General features: G+C 66.8%; 16 protein-coding genes. 15 read left to right on the top strand and 1 reads right to left on the bottom strand.

Going from position 1 to position 23,136, the window contains the following annotated elements; all coding sequences use genetic code 11:
* Positions 1-22 precede the first annotated feature (22 nt).
* The 15 genes from ACSU6L_RS04080 to ACSU6L_RS04010 all read left to right on the top strand — a co-directional run bounded on the left by ACSU6L_RS04080 (position 23) and on the right by ACSU6L_RS04010 (position 21,520).
* Positions 23-217: a hypothetical protein gene (locus ACSU6L_RS04080; RefSeq protein ID WP_437053605.1), complete on the top strand. Its 195-nt coding sequence runs from the start codon at positions 23-25 to the stop codon at positions 215-217.
* Between the two features lie 880 nt (positions 218-1,097).
* On the top strand, positions 1,098-1,577 hold the full coding sequence (locus tag ACSU6L_RS04075; RefSeq protein WP_437053603.1) for a hypothetical protein: 480 nt from the start codon (positions 1,098-1,100) through the stop codon (positions 1,575-1,577).
* 42 nt (positions 1,578-1,619) lie between these two features.
* Positions 1,620-1,988, top strand: a complete 369-nt coding sequence (locus tag ACSU6L_RS04070; protein ID WP_437053602.1) for a hypothetical protein — start codon at positions 1,620-1,622, stop codon at positions 1,986-1,988.
* Between the two features lie 335 nt (positions 1,989-2,323).
* The gene (locus ACSU6L_RS04065) at positions 2,324-2,560 is read left to right on the top strand and encodes a hypothetical protein (RefSeq protein ID WP_437053600.1); all 237 of its coding nucleotides are present in this window, start codon (positions 2,324-2,326) and stop codon (positions 2,558-2,560) included.
* Positions 2,561-3,531: 971 nt separating this feature from the next.
* Complete coding sequence (locus ACSU6L_RS04060) at positions 3,532-8,784, top strand: amino acid adenylation domain-containing protein (protein WP_437053598.1); 5,253 nt, start codon at positions 3,532-3,534, stop codon at positions 8,782-8,784.
* A gap of 42 nt (positions 8,785-8,826) precedes the next feature.
* Positions 8,827-11,916 carry an amino acid adenylation domain-containing protein gene (locus tag ACSU6L_RS04055; protein WP_437053596.1) on the top strand — a complete coding sequence of 1,030 codons (3,090 nt, stop codon included), beginning with the start codon at positions 8,827-8,829 and terminating at the stop codon, positions 11,914-11,916.
* A complete protein-coding gene (locus tag ACSU6L_RS04050) occupies positions 11,913-12,725 on the top strand; it encodes a thioesterase II family protein (RefSeq protein ID WP_437053594.1) in 813 nt (270 codons plus the stop codon). The genes ACSU6L_RS04055 and ACSU6L_RS04050 overlap by 4 nt, the downstream gene beginning before the upstream one ends.
* A gap of 101 nt (positions 12,726-12,826) precedes the next feature.
* Positions 12,827-13,795 (top strand): hypothetical protein, encoded by a 969-nt coding sequence (locus ACSU6L_RS04045; protein ID WP_437053592.1) that lies wholly within the window; start codon positions 12,827-12,829, stop codon positions 13,793-13,795.
* A complete protein-coding gene (locus ACSU6L_RS04040) occupies positions 13,792-14,991 on the top strand; it encodes a DegT/DnrJ/EryC1/StrS family aminotransferase (RefSeq protein ID WP_437053590.1) in 1,200 nt (399 codons plus the stop codon). The genes ACSU6L_RS04045 and ACSU6L_RS04040 overlap by 4 nt, the downstream gene beginning before the upstream one ends.
* Complete coding sequence (locus ACSU6L_RS04035) at positions 14,988-15,920, top strand: TIM barrel protein (protein ID WP_437053588.1); 933 nt, start codon at positions 14,988-14,990, stop codon at positions 15,918-15,920. The genes ACSU6L_RS04040 and ACSU6L_RS04035 overlap by 4 nt, the downstream gene beginning before the upstream one ends.
* The gene (locus ACSU6L_RS04030; protein WP_437053586.1) at positions 15,907-17,187 is read left to right on the top strand and encodes a M20 family metallopeptidase; all 1,281 of its coding nucleotides are present in this window, start codon (positions 15,907-15,909) and stop codon (positions 17,185-17,187) included. The genes ACSU6L_RS04035 and ACSU6L_RS04030 overlap by 14 nt, the downstream gene beginning before the upstream one ends.
* Before the next feature lie 10 nt (positions 17,188-17,197).
* A complete protein-coding gene (locus ACSU6L_RS04025; protein ID WP_437053584.1) occupies positions 17,198-18,097 on the top strand; it encodes a GNAT family N-acetyltransferase in 900 nt (299 codons plus the stop codon).
* 38 nt (positions 18,098-18,135) lie between these two features.
* The gene (locus ACSU6L_RS04020) at positions 18,136-19,131 is read left to right on the top strand and encodes a phosphotransferase (RefSeq protein ID WP_437053582.1); all 996 of its coding nucleotides are present in this window, start codon (positions 18,136-18,138) and stop codon (positions 19,129-19,131) included.
* Positions 19,128-20,183 (top strand): NAD-dependent epimerase/dehydratase family protein, encoded by a 1,056-nt coding sequence (locus ACSU6L_RS04015; RefSeq protein ID WP_437053580.1) that lies wholly within the window; start codon positions 19,128-19,130, stop codon positions 20,181-20,183. The genes ACSU6L_RS04020 and ACSU6L_RS04015 overlap by 4 nt, the downstream gene beginning before the upstream one ends.
* Complete coding sequence (locus ACSU6L_RS04010) at positions 20,180-21,520, top strand: nucleotide sugar dehydrogenase (RefSeq protein WP_437053578.1); 1,341 nt, start codon at positions 20,180-20,182, stop codon at positions 21,518-21,520. The genes ACSU6L_RS04015 and ACSU6L_RS04010 overlap by 4 nt, the downstream gene beginning before the upstream one ends.
* Before the next feature lie 59 nt (positions 21,521-21,579).
* On the opposite strand, the gene ACSU6L_RS04005 is transcribed toward ACSU6L_RS04010, so the two are convergent.
* Positions 21,580-23,136, bottom strand: coding sequence for a condensation domain-containing protein (locus ACSU6L_RS04005; RefSeq protein WP_437053576.1), 1,557 nt, complete (start codon positions 23,134-23,136; stop codon positions 21,580-21,582).

Below are 23,136 nucleotides of genomic sequence, written 5' to 3'. Positions count from 1 at the left end.
CGATGAAAGGCTGCTCAACCTCATGCTTCACAACTTCCTGGCCTCAGTCAGTGCCGTACCGGTCATCGCGCTCGTCCTGGCCCTCGCCCGCCCCCTGCGGCTGGTGGCGTTGCTGACCGGGTTCCTCGTCGCCCTGCGCGGGACCCGGGGCCAGAGCCGCGGCCAGATGTTCGACCTCTTCACCCGCCACCTCACGGACCGTTGGCCCCAGCGGTGACCTCAGATGACTTGTGCGGCCCGTGGTGCGGGTCCAAGTGTCGTCCACTTGCATGCAGGACGATTGAAAGGCGTCGAGGAGCGGCTCTTGTGCGCCATGGAGGCGAGCAGTGGTGACACTACATGCCGCTTTCGCCCCTCCTAAAGGTCATACCCGCGCCCCACATCACCGTCAGATCGTTAGCCCTCTCGTTGATCGTTCTGCGTCCGGCAAGGTGAAATTCGCGCTTGCGAGCCGGAGCTGTGTTGTGAGGCCGAACCCATGGTCATGGTGACCGAAGCGCCTACGAAGGCTTGCTCTTGGAGGACGAGACGGACGGTTGGCACCGAATGTGATCGCCAAGAAGATCGAGTCGGCCTTCGATGTTCTCGGCTGGGTAAGTCTGAGGTGCCGCGGGGGGAGCGGAAGGGACTTGCCCCGAGCCCTATTGGATCTGCGTGACGTACCGTCAGAGAAGTCAGCATTCGGTCAGCATCGGTCCCCACCCATTCCAAGGCGGTCGTCTCCACAGGCGCCGGTGCGGCGTGAAAGCCCAGGTGGGCAGCCGTGCAGCCCGACCGGAGCGATGTTCCTCACAATCTTCGACTCAGGCGCGTGCCAGTTGTAGAGTGATACCGCCCTTGACCTGCAGAAAGCTGGCAGGGAGCCGTCTTCCAGGAGTCCAAAGTGCTGCGTACTCTGTTCAAGTCCAAGATCTAGCATCTGGGCGTTTGTACAGGTCAGAGGCATGATCGGGTCGCCCAGGTCAGCAAGTGGTCAGCAATGGGCGCGGAAGCGTCCGAGCTTGCTGACTTGGTGACCGTCGCGGCGGGTGCCTGGGCGCAGATGCCTGGCTCCCGTCTGGAAGGTGCGTCTCGTGGCTCGTCACCTCGCTCGCGGTATGGGCTCGTTCTTCAAAGACTGCGGCTGTGCCAGGCCGACGCGGTGCCCGCACCCGTACACGATCCGTTTCCGCAACGGTCTGGGGAAGCAGGTCGAGGAGGGCGGGTTCGACACGCAGGATGACGCGATCGAGCGCCTCACGCAGATGTACGCGGAGAAGAAGCGCACGGCGCCGTCCGTCGCGGAAGCGCGCAGGGAGCTGGGGCAGAAGACGGTAGCGGAATACGCGAAGCAGTGGCTGCCCCGCCAGCGCCGGATGACCGAATACTCCACGGGCGAGCACGTCAACAGCTCCATCAACGTCCATATCATTCCGCGCCTGGGGTCACGGAAGCTGATATCCGTAACCCCTCGTGGTGGAACATTGCCTGGAGGAGTTGGAGGCCGACGGCGTCGGCCAGGGCAATCAGGTCAACATCCTGCGCACCGTCAAGGCGATCCTGCTGGACGCCTACGACAAGGGAGCGATGGCGGATAGGCCGGTCAAGGAGTGCAGGAGCCGGAGTACGTTCGCTAGAGGGTGGTCATTCCGAACCTGGCCTATCTGAAGCAGGCTCTGGCTGTCGCGGGTGACGACCTTGCCCTGGAGATCGTGATGATGGCGGGATGCGAACTACGCAACGGCGAAGCCCGGGCCGTGAACGTGAACAACGTCGTGGCGGACGACGTGTATCGGGTGCACGAGCAGATCCACTCCAACACGCACCGGCCAGCGAAGCTGAAGCATCGCAAGGTGGGGGAGTTCCGGGAGGTGCCACTGCCCCGCTCGGTACGAGAGGCGATCGAACACCATAGGGAGAAGCGCGGCACGACGAAGGAAGGATATTTGCTGCGGGGGCCGAGCGGGTACTACACGGAGCCGATGGAACGCCGGCGCGTGCGCCTGTGAGAGAGGCGTTCGACGGCAAGCCCCTGCAGACGCGGCCGGAGGGCGCTTCCGAGTGGGTGTGCTGCAACTCCGGCGGTGGCACCGCTCCCCCCGGGGTTCTCCTCCAGCGAGCACTTGACGCGAGGGCGTCGTGATGACACACGCCTGCGGTAGATGCGGCCCGGGCCCTTGGCGACCAACACGTCATAGCCTTCGCCTTTGCAAAGTCGAACGCCGCTGGAGGTGCTGAGGCGATGTCGCCCCGCTGAGGGGCGCACTGGCCTCTCGTCGGCGGGCTGTTCATGGTCGCGCAAGCCTGCCAACATCTCTTTGTTTGCGGAGATTGGGGGTCTCGCGTGGTGCCGGTGCAGAGCAATGATCTGCGGCTGCTGGAGCGCATCTTGGTGGACCAGCATCGTAAGCTGGCGCCGAACAAGAGCCGGGACGACTTCATCACGTTCTTCGCCGCGGACAAGTCTCTGCAGGACTGGAAGCTGGATAACTACGAGATCATGGACGGCGTCGTCGACGGTGCGCATGCGCTTGCTGTAACAGTGGTGCGGCTAGTGAAGCCCTGCTCGTTGACAGTGTGACACGCGAACAGTAGGCGGCCATGGCCGGAGTACGTACGGAATTCCTTCACGTTCGGAGAGCGTGCCAGGAAGTTCGTCCAGTCTTGCGAGAGTCTCAGATCAGGGCCGGCTTCGGAGGTAGCCAAGACCTCTTATTGGCCGCTGCTTGGCCTGCTGCCTCGACAGCGGTAAGTGTAGCCATAGGAATGCGCTTATCAAGTGCTTCGACCGGCCAGCTACTACGAAAAGTTCACAGCGACTGGTTCGTAATGGGCTTGGGCTGTTCCTTCGTGAGTTCACTGCATCCTGTCCGGCACGCTGTGTCCGGAGTGCCCTTTCCTTTCGGTCTGGCGCCATGACTCCTGCCGACCCGAGTGGCAGGAGTCATGGCGGTGGGTGCTCACCGGGATCTGCTTTCGAGTGCAGTCGCCGACAGTGCGACAAATCGAGCCATTGCTCGAGGTTGACAATGAGTAAAAGATGACCCAAGCTCATTAAGTGTGATATCGGTTCATATCGGGCACAGTTCTCAATGTGGGGGCGATCTGTGAAGGGGTGACCCGTCCGCCCTGCCGAAGTGTCGGAGTTCACCCTCCAGAAGGCGGTCGTTCGTGAGTATGATCATCGCTCCGTGGCGGCTCCGGCGCTGCCGGGATGTCAAGAGTCGGACCTGAGTGGTGCCCCAACTGGGTTGCTGCGGGGGAAGGTTAGGGTTGAAAGTGACCGAGGTCGTCCTGGTTCCTGACTGCTTCTGCGAGGATGCTGTTGGAGGCCGACGCTCCGTCATACCGCCGCAGGGTGGAAGCATCGGAGAAGGCGACGGGTCGGCGCGGCTCCTGAGTGTCGTACTCACGATCTTGCAATGGCGTACCGGAGGTGGTGACGACTTCACAATCGGCCACTCAGGGCGGTCCTTCGCTTCTCGAAGCGGTGAGACTCTCTCTGAGCGGGCCGGGCGGCTTGCGGACTTCATTCGCGGAAGCGTCGACTGGGTGATTCAGGGCGACATCACTTCCTCGGGGTCGCTGGGATTCCGGCTGTTCACGGAGCGCATCGACGAGGTCGGCACTCTGGCAGAGGGCTTGACCGTGCGGTGCCGGTTCACAGGGCGAGATATTCCCACGCTCACCCTCCAGGCCTCGGAGTCCTATGCGATCCGTGTGCCGCTGGATTCGATCAAACAGGAGATCCAGGAGTGCTGCGCCCGTTGGGCCGACGTTGCCGGCCGCACGATCAGTCGTATCGACCTGCTTCGGCGGGCCGACGCGGAGATACAGGACGGCCTGAACAGGGAGCCTTCCCGGAAGTTCGCTGACTCGAGCATCGTCGCCCAGGTACTGGCACATGCCGCCGAGGATCCGGACCTGGTCGCGGTGACGACGGAGGAAGGGGACACGACGTACGGCCAGCTGGAACGTTTCTCCAGCGTCCTGGCGGAGCAGCTACGAGCGGCGGGAGTCGGCGCCGGTGCCATCGTTCCGATCGTGACACGGCGCGGTCTCTTTGAGATCGTCGCGATGCTTGCGGTGATGCGTGTCGGCGCCGCCTACAGCTGCTTCGACGCCGAGCAGCTCAACCAGCGTGATGTGCAGGCTCTTTCGGCGCTGGGCTCGGACACCGTCCTGGTCGAGGGCGAGGCGGACCGCGTCCAGGGCGGTGAAGAGGGAGCCGAAGGGTCGCTCGCCCGGCGTCTACCGCGCCTGCGGGTGATCCGAGGCTTCATCACCGACGTCCCGCCAGGTCGCCCAGGCGGCGAGACACCGTTGACGTACAAAGCGGTCACCGGCGACCAGCTCACCCACGTGATCCACACCTCGGGTTCCACCGGTGTTCCCAAGGCTGTGGGGATCAGGCACGAGAGCGTCCTCAACTTCTCACTGGAAGCGGACTACCTTCCCGGCGAGTACCGCCGGGTGTTCGTCCACTACTCGTCTCTGTCCTTCGATGCCACCACCTTCGAGGTCTGGACCCCCCTGATCAGGGGTGACCGCGTGGTCGTTGCGCCACCCGGCCGGGTCACTCCCCGGACGCTGGGGACGCTCATGCGGCAACACGGTGTCACCACCGCGTGGGTCACCATTGGCCTGCTCCAGGCGCTCGCCGCGGACGACATCAGCCTGATCGACGGGCCCGTCGAGATTTTCACCGGGGGCGACGTCGTCGACCCGGCGGTCGTACGCACCACCTTGGAAGCGGTCGAAGGCCGATCCGTCACGGTCGTGTACGGCCCCACCGAAACCACGGTCTGGGTGACCACCCGACGTTACGAGAGCGCGGCGGACGTCCCTGGGAGGATACCTCTCGGGACGCCGATCCAAGGTGCCCAGGTGCAGGTACTGGACGCGCTCGGCCGCCGGCTGCCGCCGGGTGTGCCGGGTGAGCTGTGCGTCGCCGGCCTGCCGGTTGCTGTGGGCTATCTGGGCGAGGCGCAGGCTTTCTCCGGCAAGTTCGTCCCCTGCACGTGGGGTTCCGGCGAGCTGAGGATGTACCGGACCGGGGACATGGCGCGCCGGGGGGCCACGGGAGAACTGGAGTTTTTGGGGCGCAGGGATTCCCAAGTCAAGGCCGGCGGCTTCCGGATCGAACTGGATGAAGTCGAGGCTCTGTTGCGCCGCCACCCGGGGGTCGCGGACGTCGCTGTCGCGGCTGTTCCCGACAGTCTCGGACGTTTGCAGGTGCATGCCTGGATCACGGCCCGCGAGCCGGAGCTCACGGTGGAGGACGTACAGGCCTACGCCGGTGACAACCTTCCGCACTACATGGTTCCGGCACGCTACTGGTCCGCCGATTCCATCCCGCTCAACCGGAGCGGCAAGGTTGACCGCAAGGCGCTCGCGGCGGGTACCTTCGTGCCGTTGCGATCACGGCACGCTACCGCGGGCCTGGTGACGCCGACCGAGCGACTCGTCGGAGAGATCATGCAACAGGTGCTCGGGTGCGGTGAAATAGCGCGCGATGAAGACTTCTTCACCATCGGTGGCACCTCGCTCAGCGCGTTGCGGGTTATGGCGGCGATCGAGAAGGCGGCATTCGTTGCTCTGCCCCCCAGCACTGCTTTCCGGCATCGCACCCCGCGCGCACTCGCCCTAGCGGTGGAAGCGGCGCGCGAGACGGTCGAGGCGGAACGGCAGGCCGACAAGCCGCAAGAAGACATCCAGCCCCTGTCACCGGAACAGGCCTCGCTGCTGTTCATGCAGGAAATGTTCGGTGACGGCAAACCCGTATACCACGTACCGCTTCTGTTCGAGCTGACCGGGGAGGTCGATCCGGAACGCTTGTGCCACGCGGTGGACACCGTGGTGGCGAACGAGATCGCGCTCAGGAGCGCGCTTGCCCGTCGGGACGGGGTCTACTGGACCGTCCCGGTCGGGGATCCTCCCAGGGCCATGTTCTTGGACCTCACCAGTGAGTCACCGGCGGACGCCGAGCGACAGGCCAAGGCCATTGTCGAGGACTTGTGCGCCCGTCCTTTCACCGAGGGCGAGGCGCTCTTCCGGTGCGCGGTGCTGCGCCACTCGGCGGGCCGCGTAACGCTCGCCGCGGTCGCGCATCACGTCGTGTTCGACGGAGCTTCGCGGAGCTTGTTCATGCGCCGTTTGGAAGCCGCTTACACCGGCGAGCCCATCGACTCGTCGCGTTATCACTTCACAGCACCCCCGCAGCGGGAGCCGAGTGCCGCGGCGGTGGCCTACTGGCGGGAGGTCTTCAGCAGTCCGCCGCCGTCGTTGGAGCTCTCCCCGGAGCAGAGGCCGGAGGCGCTCAGCGGCGCCGGACGCACCTACCGGTTCGACTGGTCGGATCTGCTGGCGCGCGTCGAGGCCGTTGCTGGCCGCACGGGCGGCACAGTCACTTCCGTCCTGCTCGCCAGTTTCGCGGTCGTCCTGAGCCGTTTCGCCCGTCAAAACGACGTGGTCGTGGCCACCGCGTTCTCCGGCCGTCATCGGCAGGACTCCGCCGACGCCATCGGGATGCATGTAAGCACGCTGCCCCTGCGTATGAACGTCGACCCGGCGCTTCCGGGCGGCCACTTCGTGAAGTCGGTACAGGATCTCTTGCTGGAGGCCCTGGAGCACTCGGACTGCAGTTTTGACCGCATCGTCGCGCTGGCTGGCGCGGAACGACACGCCTCCCGACTGCCGTTGGCGCAGACGATGCTGGTCGTCAATGAGGAGGCCGGTGACTGGTTCGGGTCGGTTGACGGCGTACGGTGCACCGCGACGCCGATCGACCTGGGGGTTGCCCGTTTCGACCTAGCTGTGTCCTTCAGCGTGTCGGACGGCCGTCTCACCGGCACCGCCGAGTTCGCTCACGAGGTCCTTCCGGAGCATCTGGTCGTCTCCCTCGTCGACTCCTGGCACGTGCTGATCGACTCTCTTCAGGCAGCCCTCGACGAACCGGTCGGTTCCTTCGCTCTGCTGTCGGACGCCGACCGGGAGGCCATCGTCCGGCGTGGGACAGGGGCACGCAGTGAGCCTTCCGCGGCGACGCTGTGGGACGCTGTCGCGCGGTGGGAGCGTGAGTCGCCTTCGGCCGTCGCGCTGGGCACGACCGACTCCACCATCACATACGCGGAACTGATGCGGCGCACCCGTGCCCTCCGCGCCAGCCTACACTCCCGTGGCGTCCGGGCCGGGGAGGTGGTGGCCCTCGCCCTGCCCCGAGGCGTGGCCGTCGTCGAGATGATGCTCGCTGTCGCGGGCCTGGGAGCCGTCTACATGCCCCTGGCCGCGGCCACCCCGCTTGAACGGCTGCGGAACCTAACGACTGCCGTGGGGGCCAGGTGGCTGGTCACCGCCGGCGAGGCGCCCCTGGTCGAGGGAGTCGTCCATCTGTCGCTGACAGGGCTGACAGAAGGTCCTGACGGCACTGCTACGGGTGACGCGCCCGCGACTGCCGAACCAGGCGGTGGTCCCCGCGCCGACGAACTGCTCTGTGTCATGACGACCTCCGGTACGACCGGTACCCCCAAAGCCATCGGCCTGACCCACGCCAACCTCCTGTCGTTCACGGCGGACCCCGACTTCGACGACGGACACGAGGTGGTCGTCTTCCACGCGCCGCACAGCTTCGATGCCGCCGCCTACGAGATATGGGTGCCGCTCACACGCGGCAACACCGTCTTCATCGCGCCCGACCGGCAGTTCGACCTGGCGGACTACCGCTGGTTGGTCAAGGAGTCGCAGGCCACGGCGATGGCTGTCACGGCGGGCCTGTTCCGTGTTCTCGCCCAGACGGACCCGTCCTGCTTCGCAGGCCTGAAGACGGTGCTCGCCGGCGGGGACGTGGTGACCGTCGAAGCCGTCCGGGACGTCCTGGCCGCCTGCCCGAACCTGGTCGTCCGGCATCAGTACGGCCCGACGGAGACGACTACGTTCGCCACCACCCTTGCCATCGACGCTTCGACGGATCTGAGCGGCATGAAGCGGCTACCACTCGGTGGCCCTACTGCGGGCACTCGCGTCTATGTACTGGACCGGCAACTGAAGCCGGTGCCGCCCGGCTGTGCCGGTGAGATTTGTATCGCCGGCGACGGCGTGGCCATGGGCTACCGCTCCGCCGACCCAGCAGCGCACGACAACTTCGTCGCTGACCCGTTCGGAGCCCCTGGCGCGCGCATGTACCGTACGGGCGACATCGGCTACTGGTCGGACGCCGGACTGAACTTCGTCGGCCGAGCCGACCAGCAAGTCAAGATCCGGGGCTTCCGGGTCGAACCAGGCGAGGTCGACCACGCGATCCGGCATCAGCCCGGGGTAGCGGATGTCGCCGTCAGCGTCCTGAACGGCGGCGAGCGAGGCAAGTACCTCGGCGCCATCGTCGTTCCTGATGAGGGGGTCTCCCTCACCGCACAGGCCCTGCGTGTCTCCCTTTCCGACGCCCTGCCGGACCATCTCGTTCCGTCGCGCATCGTCGTTCTGCCCGCGCTGCCCATGACGGGCAATGGCAAGGTCGACACAAGCGTCCTCCAGGACCGACTCGCGGCCGCGCCCGCACAGCAGGTAGCGCCGGCCGCGGAGCCGGAACGCCCCTCCGGCGAAGCTGGTGTCGTCCTCACGTGCATGCGCGAAGTCCTCGGTGCGCCGACACTCCGAGAAGAGGACAACTTCTTCGACTTCGGAGGCTCATCCCTGGACGCCATGAGGCTCGCCGCGATGCTGCGCGACGCGGGCCTGCGGTGCTCCGTGCGTGACATCTACCGCCTCCAGACGGCCGAGCTGCTGGCGCAGTCCTGCCAGGCCATCTGAGGTCCCAACGGAAAGGCTCTTGACTTGCGCACTCTCAGTGCCATGTTTTACTCCCGCGCGGCCGCGTGCCCGCATGCCCCGGCGGTACGGACGGCACAAGGCACCGTGTCGTACTCGGAGCTGGCGCAGGCGGCTCAGGCTGTCGAGGCGACGCTGCGGCTGCGAGGCGTGGGGGCAGGGGACCGAGTGGCCATCGCGGCCCTGCCGGGTCCTTGGTTTCTCAGCACGATGATCGCGGCCGCCGAGCTGCGCGCGACCTACGTACCGCTCGACCTACGGCACACCTCCGAGCGGCTCCGCACTGTCGTGGAGCGGTCCTCCTGCGTGTGCGTGGTGGTCGACGACGCCGGAGCCGTCGTGCTCGACGCGGGCACGGCGACGCTGCACCTTGACGACGTCAAGCCCGTCGAAAGCGTGCTTCCGGCACCCGAGGACACCCTCCGCGCAATGGACGACGCCGTTCTCTACGCGATGTTCACCTCCGGCTCGACCGGAGAGCCCAAGGGCGTTCTCATCGATCACGCCGCGGTCGCCCAGCTGGTCACGGCGGCCACCACCGACTTGGCCATCCCGGCCGGCGCGGTGTGGAGCTGGACCCACTCGCCGGCTTTCGACTACTCCACCTGGGAAACCTGGGGTGCGCTGCTGACCGGAGGATGCGTCGCCGTTCCGGAGCCCGGAACGGTCGCCGACCCCGAGGCGTTGTGCCGGTTCCTGGTCGAGCAGCGCGTAAACGTGTTCAGCCAGACCCCGTCCTCGTTCCGGCGGATCACCACCGATGCCCGGTTGCTCGACATGGCGACGTCGAGCAGGGACCTGACCCATGTCATCTTCGGTGGTGAGGCCCTGCCGTCGGCGACGGTGAAAGCGTGGGCGCGCAGGCAGGGCCTCACGGCACCCCGCCTGGTCAATATGTACGGCATCACCGAGACATCGGTGCACTCGACTTTCCATGTCCTCGGCGACGACTCCCTCGCCGACGTCCAGGTTCCCGTCGGCCACGCCCTGACCGGCAGGAGCGTCACTGTGCGGGACGCCGACGGCCGGCTCCTGGGGCCGGGTGAGACGGGCGAGCTGTTCGTCGGCGGCCACGGTCTGGCCGTCGGGTATCTCGACGACCCCGAGGCGACCGCGCGCGCCTTCGTGAACCTGCCCGGCGAGAACGGCGAACCCGAGCGTTTCTACCGCTCAGGTGACCTCGGGCGCGTGGATCCACGTACCGGCGTCCTGTACCACTGCGGGCGCGCCGATCACCAAGTGAAGATCAGTGGTCATCGCGTCGCCCCGGAAGAGGTGGCGGCGGCGGTTTCCCGTGTCGACGGAGTAGGTGATGCCGTCGTCCTCGCCCAGCTGCACCCGGTCTTGCGGGAGCCCCGGCTCGTCGCTTACATACGGCCCGACGAGCACGCCGCGCAGCGGCCGGTCCGGTACTTCCGCGAGCAGACCCGCGCGCTGCTGCCGCCGTATCTCGTCCCGTCCCACTTCGTGCGCGTCGACCAGCTCCCCCTGACGGCGAACGGGAAGCTGGACCCGTCCCGGCTGCCTTCGCCCTGGACCGATACGGCCGACGAACCGGCCCCCGAAGCGTCTGACGCGGCCCGAAGCGTGGAGGAGACCCTCATCGCGGCCTTCGCGCAGGCCCTGTCGCTGACCACTGACGAAGTCGAACCCGACGCGGACTTCTTCTCTCTGGGCGGAGACAGCATTCTGGCCACCACCGTCTTCACCGCCACCCCGCAGCTGAGGGAACGGCTCACGCTCAGGGACCTGTTCACCACGACGACGGTCCGCGGCCTTGCCCAGCTCTGGCGCGAGCGCTCCCCGGAGCCGGCGCGTGCCGGGACGACGGCCGAATCCGTCACCACCGGTACCGCCGTACTTCCCCTGACACGGGCTCAGCAAGGCATCGTCTACGAGTGGTCGAAGTCGTCGACCGGTGCGTACCAGGACGGACTGCTCCACCACGTGTCCCTCTCCTGCACGTTGGACGACATCGTTGAGGGCATCGCGTCCCTGTCCACGGCCCACCCTGTGCTGCGGGCACGCCTGCGTCTGGACCGTTCTGAGGGCGAACTCGACCTGAGCGGTGACGCGTCCGTCAGCGTGACAAGCCATGACGACTCGGCGGACTCCAACGACGACGCCGTCTCGCGCGCACGCCGGTGGATCGAGCAACGGCGCGCCGAGCCCATGGATCTCACGGCAGGGCCGTTGTTCCGGTTCCGGGTGGGCAGGCTGCAAGACGGCTCCTTCACCGTGGCCTTGGTCGCTCACCACGTCGTCACAGACGGTTGGAGCCTCAGCGTGCTACTGCGCGACCTGTACGACCTGTGCCTGGGCCTGCTCCGGCCGCAAGACCTGGCAGCCCGCTCCGGCGACCACCTCAAGGTCCTGGCCGCGCTGCCGGAGCTGGAGACGCGGGACATGGATGCCTTGGCGTCGGCCGGTGCCCTCACACCCGCCCGCCCGAGCCTGCGCCCGGTGTTTTCGTGGGCGGTGACGATGACCGGCACCACGCAGGAGAGCGGCGTGCCTGTGGATGACCGGTTGATCGACGCGGCCAAGGCGTTCGCAGCGGCGGCCGGTGTCCCCCTGAAGTCGGTGTTCGTCGCGGCTCACATGAAGGCCACGCAGACGGACACGGCGAAGCACCTCAGCGCCTGTGTTCCCGTCTCGGGGCGCCCCGACCTGCCGGGCGGTGACACCTGCATCGGTTACTTTGTGCGTTTGCGATTGCTCGGACTCGCCCAGCAGCAGGGGGAATCGGCCGAGGAACTGGCGCGTCGCGTCTGGGACGCCGAACGGGTGCTGATGCAGACACGCTACGCACCACTATCCGTGCAACTGGGGGCGGCACCGGACACTTTGCCTCCCGTTCTCTTCAACTACGTCGACTTCCACGTGCTGAATTCCGTCCACTCGGTGATCAGGACGAGCGAGGCGTTCGATGAGAACAACTTCCCGTTGACCATCGAGGTCGTGAACCGCACGGACGGTGCCCCCGGCGCACACAGATGCCTGGTACGGGCGAAGGGGGCGGCAGCGGCCTCGTTGCTGGAACAGCTCGCTGCCGAGCACGTGACGGCTCTGCGGCAGATGGTCGCACCATACGTTGACGGAGGAAACGCGTGATACCGGAAAACGACGCGATCACCGGCAAGATCCTCGCGGCGCAGGGCCACGACGCGTCCGTGCATCGGGCCGCCCTGCTCTGCATCCCGCATGCCGGCGCCGGAGTCTCCTCGCTCTACGCGTTGCAGCAGATGGCACCACCGTGGCTGAGAACCGGAGTCGTGCGTTTCGCCGGCCGTGAGACCCGGTTCATGGCCGGCGCCGTCTCCAGCGCTGACGTTTACCTGGAGGAGATCACCCGGAGCGCGGCCGAGCTGTCACGCTCGGGACCGCTGTTTCTGCTGGGGAACTGCAGTGGTGCCTCCCTGGCCTTGGCCTCCCAGCAGGCACTGGCAGACAGGGGGATCACGGTAGCCGGACTGATCGCGGTCAGCGCACCCGCTCCGGTGGCGCCGGCGGCGGTACTCCCCCCGGGCCTGACCGACGCGCAGTTCGTCGACTGGCTGAGGACGTCCTGGCGTATTCCACCAGGGCTGTTTGAGGACGAGGAGATGCTCGAACTGCTCCTGCCCCAACTGCGCGCCGACTGTGAAGTCCTCTCGGTCCTGCCCCAGGAGAGAGCGGACCTGGGCGAGCCCGTTCTGGTCGTCCTCGGGGAGGACGACGAGCACCTGGGCGCGGCGGATGTACGGCTATGGCGGGACTGGGGAGCCGCAGTCACCGGCACATCGGTGCCGGGCGGACACTTCGTGGCTGTCGATCACCCCGCGTCCGTCTGGCAGGCCGTATCCGCGTTCATCGAGGAGGTCATGGCAGTGGACGGTCTGCCGGGGCAGCGCGATCCCGCGACCGAGATCACCCTGCCGTAATCACCGCCGCGCCCAGTACCCAAGGGGGACGGCATCCGAGGATCTGCGTTCGCCAGAGCCCTCGCACGGCTCAGCCCTGCTCGAAAAGAAAGATGACGGACATGACACGAACCGACGCGGAACGCCTCCTGGAGAGGGATCCCGTCATTCGTTTCTCGTGGGGAAACCTGACCAGCCGGCTCGACAAGGCGCAGCTCTACGCGTGGGAGCCTCAGTTCCGGGAGGTCCTGTACGAGACGGCCACCGGTCTGGACCTGGATGACGAGAAGCTGGCGGCGGCGCTGCAGACCGTCGGACTGGGAATATTCCGCCCGGATGCCATCGCGGCCGGCAACGTGGACACCATCCTCGACTTCTACGCGCGTCTCGGAACGGAACCGTTCTTCGCTGTTCCCGTGGCCATGACGAAGTCGGTCGTCCGGGAGGTGTGGCGTTATCAACTCAACGCCGCCACTGGCGAGCTGCTCAAAATGTTCGACCTGCTCTACGAGGCGTCACCCGCCATCCTCGCCTTGTTTCGCACGGACCGGTGCGAGGTTCCGGTCCCTTGCTCCGTCCTCATGGCCGACGCCAAGGGTGAGGCCGACCCGGGGGACCGGCAGGGCTGGGAACTCCGATCGCACCTGGGCAGCACCAACCGCATAGAGGTCTTCTTCCATACGGCCGACGAGCCCGTCGACGTCCTACGCGACGGCGGCATCTGTCTCGGGCCGGAAGGCCTGGCCGCCGCGCTGCGCGAGCGGACCGGCCCAAATGTGCGCGATCGCATCCGCGAACTGGCTCAGGAGATCCGGTCGGCCCACCCGGGCCGTGCGATCCGCCGCGAGGAACTGTTCCCCCCGCTGGCCAGGGCATGGCCGGCCGGTGAGGAGACGTCCCTCGACCGCTGGACGCTGCTGCGGCACTTCGGAAGCCTGCCCGCCGCGTATGCGGGCCGCGACGAGAACCTGGTCGGTGATTCCGGCACCGACGCCTGGTGGCGCCAGTCCGGGCTGCTGCACGGCCGGACCCGGTACCTGGAGAGCCGGGTCGGCAGCGCAAGGCCGGAACAGCCCGACGGAGACCGATGATGACAACATCTTCCGGCCCCATTCCTTACAGCCGACCGTTCTGGACGGCCGAGGAACGCGACGTAGTGACCCGGGTCATCGAATCGGGCATGTGGACGAACGGGGTGTCCCTGGCCGCCTTCGAGCAGGCGCTGGCAGAGTCCATGGACGCTCCGCACGCTGTCTGCTTCTCCAGCGGAACCGCGGCGATCCACGCCTTGCTGGCCATGCTCCGCAAGCCGGCCGGAAACGGCCTGGTGGTCACGTCCACGCTCAACTTCGCCGCCGTACCCGCCAGTGCCCGACTGCTCGGCTATGACGTGGCGTTCACCGACATCGACCGTGCCACGCTCAACATGGCGCCGGAGTCGCTGGAGGAGCTGCTGCACGGCATCGGCGCCCGATACGACCAGATCGTCGTCTTTCCAGTCCACTTCGCGGGGCTGCCCGCCGACCTGACTGCCCTGCGCTCGGTCGCCGACCGGTTCGGCGCGGTGCTTGCGGAGGACGCCTGCCATGCCGCCGGCGCCCACTACGAGCCGGGTGGACGTCCGGTGGGCGGGCATCCCGGGAGCACGGCCGCCGCCTTCAGCTTCCACCCGACCAAGCCCGTGGCGGCTGCCGAGGGTGGTGCACTGACCTTGCGTGACGATGTACTGGCCGACAAGCTGAGGGCCTTCCGCAATCACAACATGCGGCGCCCGCACACCGCTGGCGCCGAGGCCGTCGAGCCTTGGTCCTATGAGATTTATGAGCCGGGTCTGAACTTGCGGCTTTCCGACATCCATGCCGCGATCGGCCTGGTGCAACTACGCCGACTCCCGGAAAGCCTCGCACGCCGCCGCACGATGGCCCGGCGCTACCGCGCCGAGCTGTCGGCATCAACCGCGATCCGCAGTATCCCGGACGACCCGCACGAGCTGTCCGCCCTGCACTTGTTCCCGGTCGAGTTCAACGTGGACCGCCTCGGCATGACCAAGGCTGCGGTGTACGACTTCTTCCTTGCCGCGGGTATCCGCCTCCAGGTTCACTACACGCCCCTGCACCGCTTCCCGGCCTTCTCCGGTTTGCCCACGGTCCGAGACCGGTGGTTCCCCGTCTGCGACGACGTGATGCGTGGCACGTTCAGCCTCCCCATGTACTTCGGCCTCGGGGAGGGCGAACAGCAGCAGGTGATCGACACCGTGCGCGACCTGGCGCGGAAGGCGCCCAGGTGAGCACGGTGCTGTCCATTCCCTTCCTCGCCTCGCGGGCAGAGCAGTACGACCCGCGCTGGACCGAGGACGGGCTGGGCACAGAGGCATCCCTGTTCGACCGCGCCGACCTCGAAGACGAGGCGACGTGGCGTCAGGTGTGGCGGACGGTCGGCCGTATCGCCCGTGACGACCGCCCACCGTCGTTCACTTTCCACTTCCCCGTGAACGACTGTGACTGGATCGGCGACCCGTGGGTGCGCGCACGGCTCGACGAGACCATTGAACGCGCCGGTGAACTCGGGCTGGACGGCATCGTGCTGCACTCGAACCGGTGGCGGACCGTCGCCGAGTGGCAGCGCCGCGACCTCGCGGCGGAACGGGCACTCCTCGCCGAGCGAGTGGCGAACCTGCGCGAGCGGCTCACCGGCGCCGGCCCGTGGATCGGGCTGGAGAACATGCCCCTGACGGGGAACGACGGAACAGACCTCGACCCCCTGCTGCTGGTGCCCGCCGACTACACGGATCTCGTGGGCGGTAACGTCGGTATAACCTGGGACTTCTGCCACTACAGTTACACCGTTGAAATGACCCGGCGGATCGCTGCCGGATCTCTGGAGCCACGGTCCTGGTACCCGGACGTCGGACTGCCGTCTTTCGACGACTTCGAGGAACTCGGGCCGGCGCTGCGGCACTTCCACTTCAGCGCCTTCTCCGGATTCGCAGACGCGAGCCGGGGCCGGGTCTGCGCCGAGGGCGTCCTCCCCTGGCAAGCGGACGTCCCCGAGCCGGTGTACGTGTCGGCGCTCCGTTCCATGGCCGCCATGCCACACGTGAAGGCGATCACCCTGGAGATAGCCGAGCGGGACTACACACAAAGAGAGAACGTCTTCGCCGTGGCGCGCTGGTGCCGCCGGGTGATCGAGGAGGGACCATCCGATGCGATCCGGTGACGTGGTCAACAAGGCCGTGCTGACCGCGCTGAAAGACCGTGAGGAGGAGCTGACCGGTCTTCTGGGAGACCTGATCCGTTGCCACCCGGTCTACGGATCCGAGGGACAGCGTGCCGCACTCGATCTGCTGCGTACCCGGCTTGAGGCCGCCGGCTTCTCGGTACGGCTGCACAGCCACACAGCGAAGGAGATCGAGTCGTCCGCGGAGTACGTCGACGTACCGTCCCTCGGAACCGAGTTCGCGGACTATCCCGACCGTGAGCGCTGGTTTCTCACGGCTGAACGCGTCTTCGGCCCAGGAGGGCCGCACGTTCTGCTCAACGGCCATGTCGACGTGGACTTCGTGACCGCGCCGCATGACTGGGCCGAGCCCGGCCTATGGCAGTCCGGTGCCGACCGGGACGGCAGGATCATCGGACGCGGCGCCTGCGACATGCTCGGTGGTGTCGCCGCCTACGTGCAGGTTCTGACGACTCTGGTCCCTCATCTCTCCGAGGCCCGAGGAGCCGCCACCCTGCACCTGGTGCTCGACGAGGAGATCGGAGGCAACGGCACCCTCGCCGCATTGCTGACCGAGTCCGACCGCCGCTTCGACGTCGGCCTCATAGCCGAACCCACCGGCGGGCTCGTGTGCGACCGGACCTACGGCTTTCACCAGTTCTCGGTGCGCTGCTTCGGCGATCCGGTCCACATGGCCTTCGCCGCCGCGTACGACAACGCCCATCGTGTGCTCGCGGATGTGATTCGCGAGCTGGAGGAGCTAGACGACTGGATCGCCGGTCGGGCGGGATCTACCAGCCGCACGCGTCACGTCATGTACGGGATGATCACCGGCGGTAGCGACGCCGCGGTACCGGCGGAGACATGCGAGGTCCAGGTGACGCTGGCTCTTCCGCCCACGATCACGGCCGATGAGGTCACGGACCGGCTCGCGGCGCGGCTTTCCCGGCTGACCGGCGTGCGCAGGCCCCCGGTGCTGGAGTCCTATGGACTGTCGTTCCCCGGCAGCTCCCACGACGACGCCCGCTGGTGTGACACCGTTCTGAACAGCGGCCGCAGCTGTGGGGTCCCACTGGCACGCGGTGATTTCCCGAGCGCCTGCGACGCGCGCCTGCTTGAGAGCGCCGGCATTCCCACGATCGTCTACGGCCCCGGTAGTCTGACCCGCGCCCACAGCTCCGACGAGTACGTGACGCGAGAAGAGCTCACCGACTACTGCCAGGTGCTGGCGCTGACCCTGCTGACGCTGTGGAGTCCGGGTGCCTAGCCGCGGGCGGGTGCGGCTGACCGACGTGACCGCCGACTGGGACGAGACCGCCACGGGGGTGCCAGGCGTCGGTCCCTACCAGACCTGTCGCTGGGGCTCGATGGTCGCCCGCGCGTTCGGCGGTACGTTCCGCGTCCTGCGTGTGGACGACCACACACCTCGATATGTGCCCCTCATGGAGGGCGGACAGCTCGCCGGGGACGGTTTTTGCTGTGGACACCTCGGCTACGGCGGGGTGTTCGACGCCAGCGGCTCGCCGCTCTCCTGCTCGGACCAGGTCCGCACGATCGCGGCCGTCGAGCAGGCTTTCGGTAAACCGTGCAGGCGCCTGGTGACTGGTCCCGGAACTCCGGCTGGCGCGGTGTCCGGCGCCGAGGTCCGCGCGACACACCTGGTTCCCGTGGTGGCGGACGCCGGCCAGCGGCTCCCGAGCTACCGAGTCCGGGCCCGGCGTGCCGTGGCGAAGGGGCTGCGTGTCGGACTGACCGCAGGACCGTTGACCGAAGCGGAACTGGACCGGGCGGCTGAGCTCATCTGGGAGACCCAGGCACGTGTGGGTGCCGCCTATCGGACACCCCTGCCCCTGCTCGCGTCGCTGGCTGCCGACGGACAGGACTTCGGATGGCTGCTCGCCTGTCGTCTGGACGGTGAAGTGCTGGCGGTCAGCGGCTTCATCCGCTTCGCGGGTCAGGTCGCGTATCTCTTCAACGGCTGGCGGCCCGACGCCGCCGCCGTCGCGCCGAACTACGTGCTGATGCACGCGGCGCTCAGCCAGTTCGGGGACCTCGGAGACCGCCGGATGGACCTGGGTTATTCGCATCGGCAAAGTCTCCAGGAATTCAAACGAAGCTGGTCGGGAGCGCCTGCGCACTTTCTCGCTGTGGAAGCGCCGACAGCCCCTCGCGGGTGACATGTATGCCCAGTTCATTCACCAACAGAAGAAGGCCCATGGTCACAAGACTGAACCGCCTGGCCATCGTGGGGGCCGCCGAGGTGAACTCGGTGGCGTCCACCTACGGTCTCGGCCACGTCCGGGAGTTCCACGAGTGTGGCGAGGGCATGGTCAACTCCAACTACCGCCTGGACACGGACGGGGGCACATACCTGTTGCGCCTCTACGCAGCAGATCGTCGGCGCGAGGAGATCGACCTCGAACTGTCCGTGCTGCGTCACCTCGGGGACGCCGGGTTCCCCGTCCCCCGGTATGTGTGCGCGCGCAACGGGGAACGGGTGGGGGAACTGGCAGGACGGCTCTTCACGGTGCTGACCTACCTGCCTGGACGTACCCTGACCCAGGACGAACTCGCTCACGACATCGTCACCCAGGTTGGTTCGGCGTACGCCCGAATGCGCCTGCTGCTGAACGGCTTCGTACCGGACGGACGCAAGGACAACGCCGAGGAGCAGCTCTGCGGTGGCCTGATGGACGATGTGCTGAAGCGGCTTGAGGCCGAGGACGCAGAAGTGGCCGCCGAAGTCGGTGACGTCTGGTCCGAGGTCTCACCGCTGTTCACACCGCCCACCGAGCGGCAAGTGGTGCACGGCGACCTGTACTTCGCGAACACCGTGGTCGACGAGCACTGCAATCTCGTGGGGTTTATTGACTTCGACGACGCCTACCTGGGATCGTCACTGCTCGACCTAGCCTTGGTCGTCATGGAGTTCTCCACTCCGGCCGACAACGTCATCGACCTCGACCTGGTCGCTGCGTTGCTGCGCGCTTATGTCGCGGCGGGTGGTCCACGGCCGGACACGGATGTCTTCCCAGAGGCCCTGCTGTTCCTGTGCTGCAAATTCCTCTGCTACACCGCACAGATCCAGCAGCGGCAAGGTGAGCCGATCGAGCAGAACGATTATCTGCGACGGCTGCGCCACCTGCGTACGAGGGAAGTCCGCGAGATGGTGCGCCATCGCGTCGAGCGCGCGGTGGACACAGGCCGATGACCGACATGACAGGTCCCGGCGCACCGCAGAGTCACGTCGGCGATCCACACCAGTACGAGGGGAACACAAGCATTCTGAACCGCATAACAGACGGACGTGTCCTGATCACGGGCGGATTGGGATTCGTGGGTGCCACGCTGGCCAAAAGCCTGGTGGAGGCCGGAAATTCCGTCACACTTCTAGACTTCGGCACGCCCACGGGCTCCACCGCTCAGGCACTGGGACTGCTTGACGATCCAAAGGTCACATGCGCGTGCGGTGACGCCACCGAACCGGAGACGTTCGCACAGCTCTCTGACGACTACACCCACATCGTGCATGCCGCAGCCGTACTCGGGGTGCAGCGCGTGGCGCGGGAGAGCCTGCTCACCCTCGACGTCAATATCCGGGGTACGCAGCTGTGCCTCGACTTCGCGTCCCGTCAACGTGACTTGAGACGCGTGGTGGTGCTGAGCACCAGTGAGGTCTACGGCCGGCAGGCGAACGCCACGCCGGAAACGGCCTCCCTGCGTCTCGACACCGACTCGCTGCGCTGGAGCTACGCGGCGAGCAAGGTCGCCGCGGAGTTCCTGGCCATGGCGTACCGGGCGGAGCGCGGAGTCCCCACGACCATTGTTCGGCCTTTCAACGTCTACGGGCCACATCGTTCGCTGGGGAACGCGATGACCACATTTGTCAGCAGGGCCCTTCGCGACGAGGAGATCACGGTCACCGGCGACGGCAAGCAGCGCAGATCCTGGTGTCATGTCACCGACTTCGTCGACGGAATCAACCGATGCCTGGCCATGGACGCCGCACTCGGCGAGACCTTCAACCTCGGTAATGATTCCGCGGCGCTGACCATTCGCGAACTCGCGGAGCTGATCATTGAGTTGAGCGGATCGCGTTCCTCCGTGCGCCTCCTCGGTGACGACACCCCCGACGTGGTGGACCGGTCACCCGACATCGACAAGGCCCGACGGCTGCTCGGCTACCGGCCGGCGGTCGACTTGGAAACCGGTGTGGCTTCGCTGATCCGTGCCATGCGCGATGCACAGGGAGCCGTGAAATGATCACCGAGACCCAGGGAAAGGCGCTGATCTCTGCCATCACACACCGCACGGCCGTCATCGGTGTCGTCGGTCTTGGATACGTGGGCCTGTCGAACGCCGTGGCGTTCGCCGAGGCAGGGTTCCGCGTCATCGGAATCGACATCGAGTCCGAGCGCGTTGCGAAGATCAACCGCGGGGAGAGCCATCTGGAGCACGTCCCCGGTGAAGCAGTGGCGGAACAGGTCAGGGCGCAGCGACTGAGCGCGGCGACCGACTTCGACGTGGTGTCCACCCTCGACTGCGTCCTCGTGTGCGTACCGACGCCGGTACGGCGTGACACGGCCGATCCGGAGCCTGACCTGAGTCATGTGCGGGCAGCCGCGCAGGCGATCGCCCCCAGGCTGAAGCCGGGTAGCCTGGTGGTGCTGGAGTCGACCACTTTCGCCGGCACGACCGAGGACGTACTGCGCCCGCTGCTCGAAGCGAGCGGCCTGGTGGCCGGACGGGACTTCCTGCTCGGCTACGCCCCGGAGCGCATCGACCCCGGCAATCGGCAGTTCTCCCTCGAATCCATACCGCGTCTCGTCAGCGGCCACGGGCCGGACTGCCAGGAAGCGGTCCGTGCGCTGTACTCCCAGGTCTTCGAAAGCGTGCGACTGGTCTCGTCCATCCGTGCGGCCGAGGTGAGCAAGCTCTTCGAGAACACCTTTCGGTGGGTCAACATCGGCTTGGTTAACGAGCTGAAGATGATGTGCGACAGCATGGGACTGGACGTCTGGGAGGTGATCAGCGCTGCCAGTACCAAGCCCTTCGGCTTCCTCCCGTTCTTCCCAGGGCCCGGGGTCGGCGGCCATTGCATTCCCGTGGACCCGTACTACCTGGCCTGGAACGCCAGGCAGGTCGGCATGGAGGCACGGTTCGTATCGCTGGCCGGCCGGATCAACTCAGGCATGCCTGGTTACGTGGTCCAGCGCACGGCCGAGGCCTTGCTGGCGCATGACAAGCAGTTGACGGGCGCCCAGCTGCTGGTGGCCGGGGTCGCCTACAAGCGGGACGTGGACGACATCAGGGAGAGCCCTTCGCTGGAGATCATGCGGCTACTCGGTCAGGAGGGTGCCACGGTCGACTACCACGACCCCCACGTGCCGCAGTTGCCTGAAAATGCGGTCGGCCCCGATGCCGTCAAGTCGAAAACCTTGAGCACCCGGCTGGCCGCGGAGTACGACGCGGTGCTGATCCTGGTCGACCATTCGGACATTGACTGGGAGCAGCTCGTCGAGGGAGCGCCGCTCGTGATCGACACCCGTAACGTGACGGAGCGTCTGCCCCGGCTTGATTTTCAGGTTGTCAGGGGTTGATGGGCATGGGGGTGAGGAGACCGCGTTTCAGCGGCCTCCTCACCGGCAGCCCTTTCCCGTCAGGTGTCGCAGGCGCGGGCGAACGCGAGCGTCGAGTCCACCGTGCGCCTCAGCAACGCGTCCGCCTGGTCGGGGGTGAAGCGGTCGGACGGCACGCGCAAGGTGCAAACGAGCTGCTCTCCCTCGTCGGTCCACCAGTACTGCACGTACTTCGGGTAGTCCTCAGGAGCTGTCAAAGAGGCCGGCGTCGCGATCGCGGACCCCAGTTTGCGGGGCGTACTCAGCCATGCCGGGTTGAGCGCTACGTACGGCGTGGTGCTCTCGTCGAGTACGTCCTCCCCCATGTGGGCACGCAATGTCCGGTACGGCGGCGCGAGCAGGCCGAGAGCCTGCCGCCGTGATCGCTCGGTCTCCACGAGGGCAGCGGCCGCGGGGGTGTCCGGAGCGGATACGCAGCGCACGAGGACCCGAGCGTCCGACAGGAGCCCGGCGATACGTTCGGACCCCAGCTCGTGCCGCACACTTGTCGCGGTGGAGTACTGCAGGTCGTGGCGGGAGCCATCGGACTCCTGCCGGTGCAGCGCGGCCACCAGAAGGCTGAACACCGTCGCATCGTGGCGAGCCGCCGCACGACGGAGGAGTTGAGTCGTGGCGGCATCGAGCCGGACGTATGCCTTGGTGCAGCCCTGCTCGGCACCGGGCACCGCCGGAGGCATCGGTGCCCCTCGCTGATACGGGGGAGGCCCCAGGTATTCCCGCCAGTCCTGTACGACACCGACCATGCCACCGTGCTTAGCGATCTGGTTGTTGTAGTGCTCGGCCCAGTCGTAGAAGGACGGCAGGTCCGCCACATCTACTGCTGCACCGCTGTACTCCTGGGCCAGTTGGTCCAGGAGAATGCCCAACGACCAGCCGTCCACCGCCAAGTGGGACACCACCATCAGGACATAGTGAGTGGTCTCGTCCACGCGTGCGACGGAGAGGCGGGCCAGTTGTCCTTCCCATGGCGCCAGTTCACGTTCCGCCTGTCTGGCGAGGTAGGCGAGGGCCTCGTGTTCGTCGCTCACCGCTTCGACGTGCGGTGCTTCCAAGCGCATGTCCTTTGCGGGCACAGGGCGCCAGACGGGTTCCCCATCCCGCCAGGCGAAGGTGCCGCACAGGGCGTCGCGGGACGTCACCACGGCTCGGAACGCGTCGAACAGGCGGTGCGGATCGAAGGGCCCGTCCACGCGCAGAGCCGCGAACACACGCCGCCCGCCGCTGGACGCCTTGAGCCGTCTCAACTTCACCGTTTGCTGCGGAACGAGTGCCCGGTCACAATGAGCAGTCGGGCGAGCGTCGGCCCGCGCCGGCGGCGGTACCTCCTCGGCACCCGCCCCGCGCAACTCCTCGACCAAGGACACCTGCTGCTCGATGGTGGAGAACTCGAAGAGCTGCCGCAGCGGGAACTTCACGCCAAAGGCCGCCATGATGCGTCGTGACAGTTCCAGCAGCTGGATCGAGCTGCCTCCGAATTCGAAGAAGGACACGTCGTGCGTTCCCGACGCGTAGGCGTCGCCCAGCACCTCCTTCCATATCGTCTCCAGGGTTGTCCGCGCGAATGCTGCGTTCGTCAT

Source organism: Streptomyces sp. enrichment culture (assembly GCF_964272855.1).
In the GTDB taxonomy this organism is placed as follows: Bacteria; Actinomycetota; Actinomycetes; order Streptomycetales; family Streptomycetaceae; genus Streptomyces.
The sequence above is the reverse complement of the archived record's forward strand: the minus strand, read 5'-3'. Positions and strand labels throughout refer to the sequence as shown.

Excerpts from the sequence above, each read along its gene's own strand:
- ACSU6L_RS04080 (WP_437053605.1), top strand. The coding sequence starts at position 23 with ATGCTTCACAACTTCCTGGCCTCAGTCAGTGCCGTACCGGTCATCGCG.
- ACSU6L_RS04015 (WP_437053580.1), top strand. The coding sequence starts at position 19,128 with ATGACCGACATGACAGGTCCCGGCGCACCGCAGAGTCACGTCGGCGAT.
- ACSU6L_RS04075 (WP_437053603.1), top strand. The coding sequence starts at position 1,098 with ATGGGCTCGTTCTTCAAAGACTGCGGCTGTGCCAGGCCGACGCGGTGC.
- ACSU6L_RS04030 (WP_437053586.1), top strand. The coding sequence starts at position 15,907 with ATGCGATCCGGTGACGTGGTCAACAAGGCCGTGCTGACCGCGCTGAAA.
- ACSU6L_RS04040 (WP_437053590.1), top strand. The coding sequence starts at position 13,792 with ATGATGACAACATCTTCCGGCCCCATTCCTTACAGCCGACCGTTCTGG.
- ACSU6L_RS04045 (WP_437053592.1), top strand. The coding sequence starts at position 12,827 with ATGACACGAACCGACGCGGAACGCCTCCTGGAGAGGGATCCCGTCATT.
- ACSU6L_RS04005 (WP_437053576.1), bottom strand. The coding sequence starts at position 23,136 with ATGACGAACGCAGCATTCGCGCGGACAACCCTGGAGACGATATGGAAG.
- ACSU6L_RS04055 (WP_437053596.1), top strand. The coding sequence starts at position 8,827 with ATGTTTTACTCCCGCGCGGCCGCGTGCCCGCATGCCCCGGCGGTACGG.
- ACSU6L_RS04020 (WP_437053582.1), top strand. The coding sequence starts at position 18,136 with ATGGTCACAAGACTGAACCGCCTGGCCATCGTGGGGGCCGCCGAGGTG.
- ACSU6L_RS04010 (WP_437053578.1), top strand. The coding sequence starts at position 20,180 with ATGATCACCGAGACCCAGGGAAAGGCGCTGATCTCTGCCATCACACAC.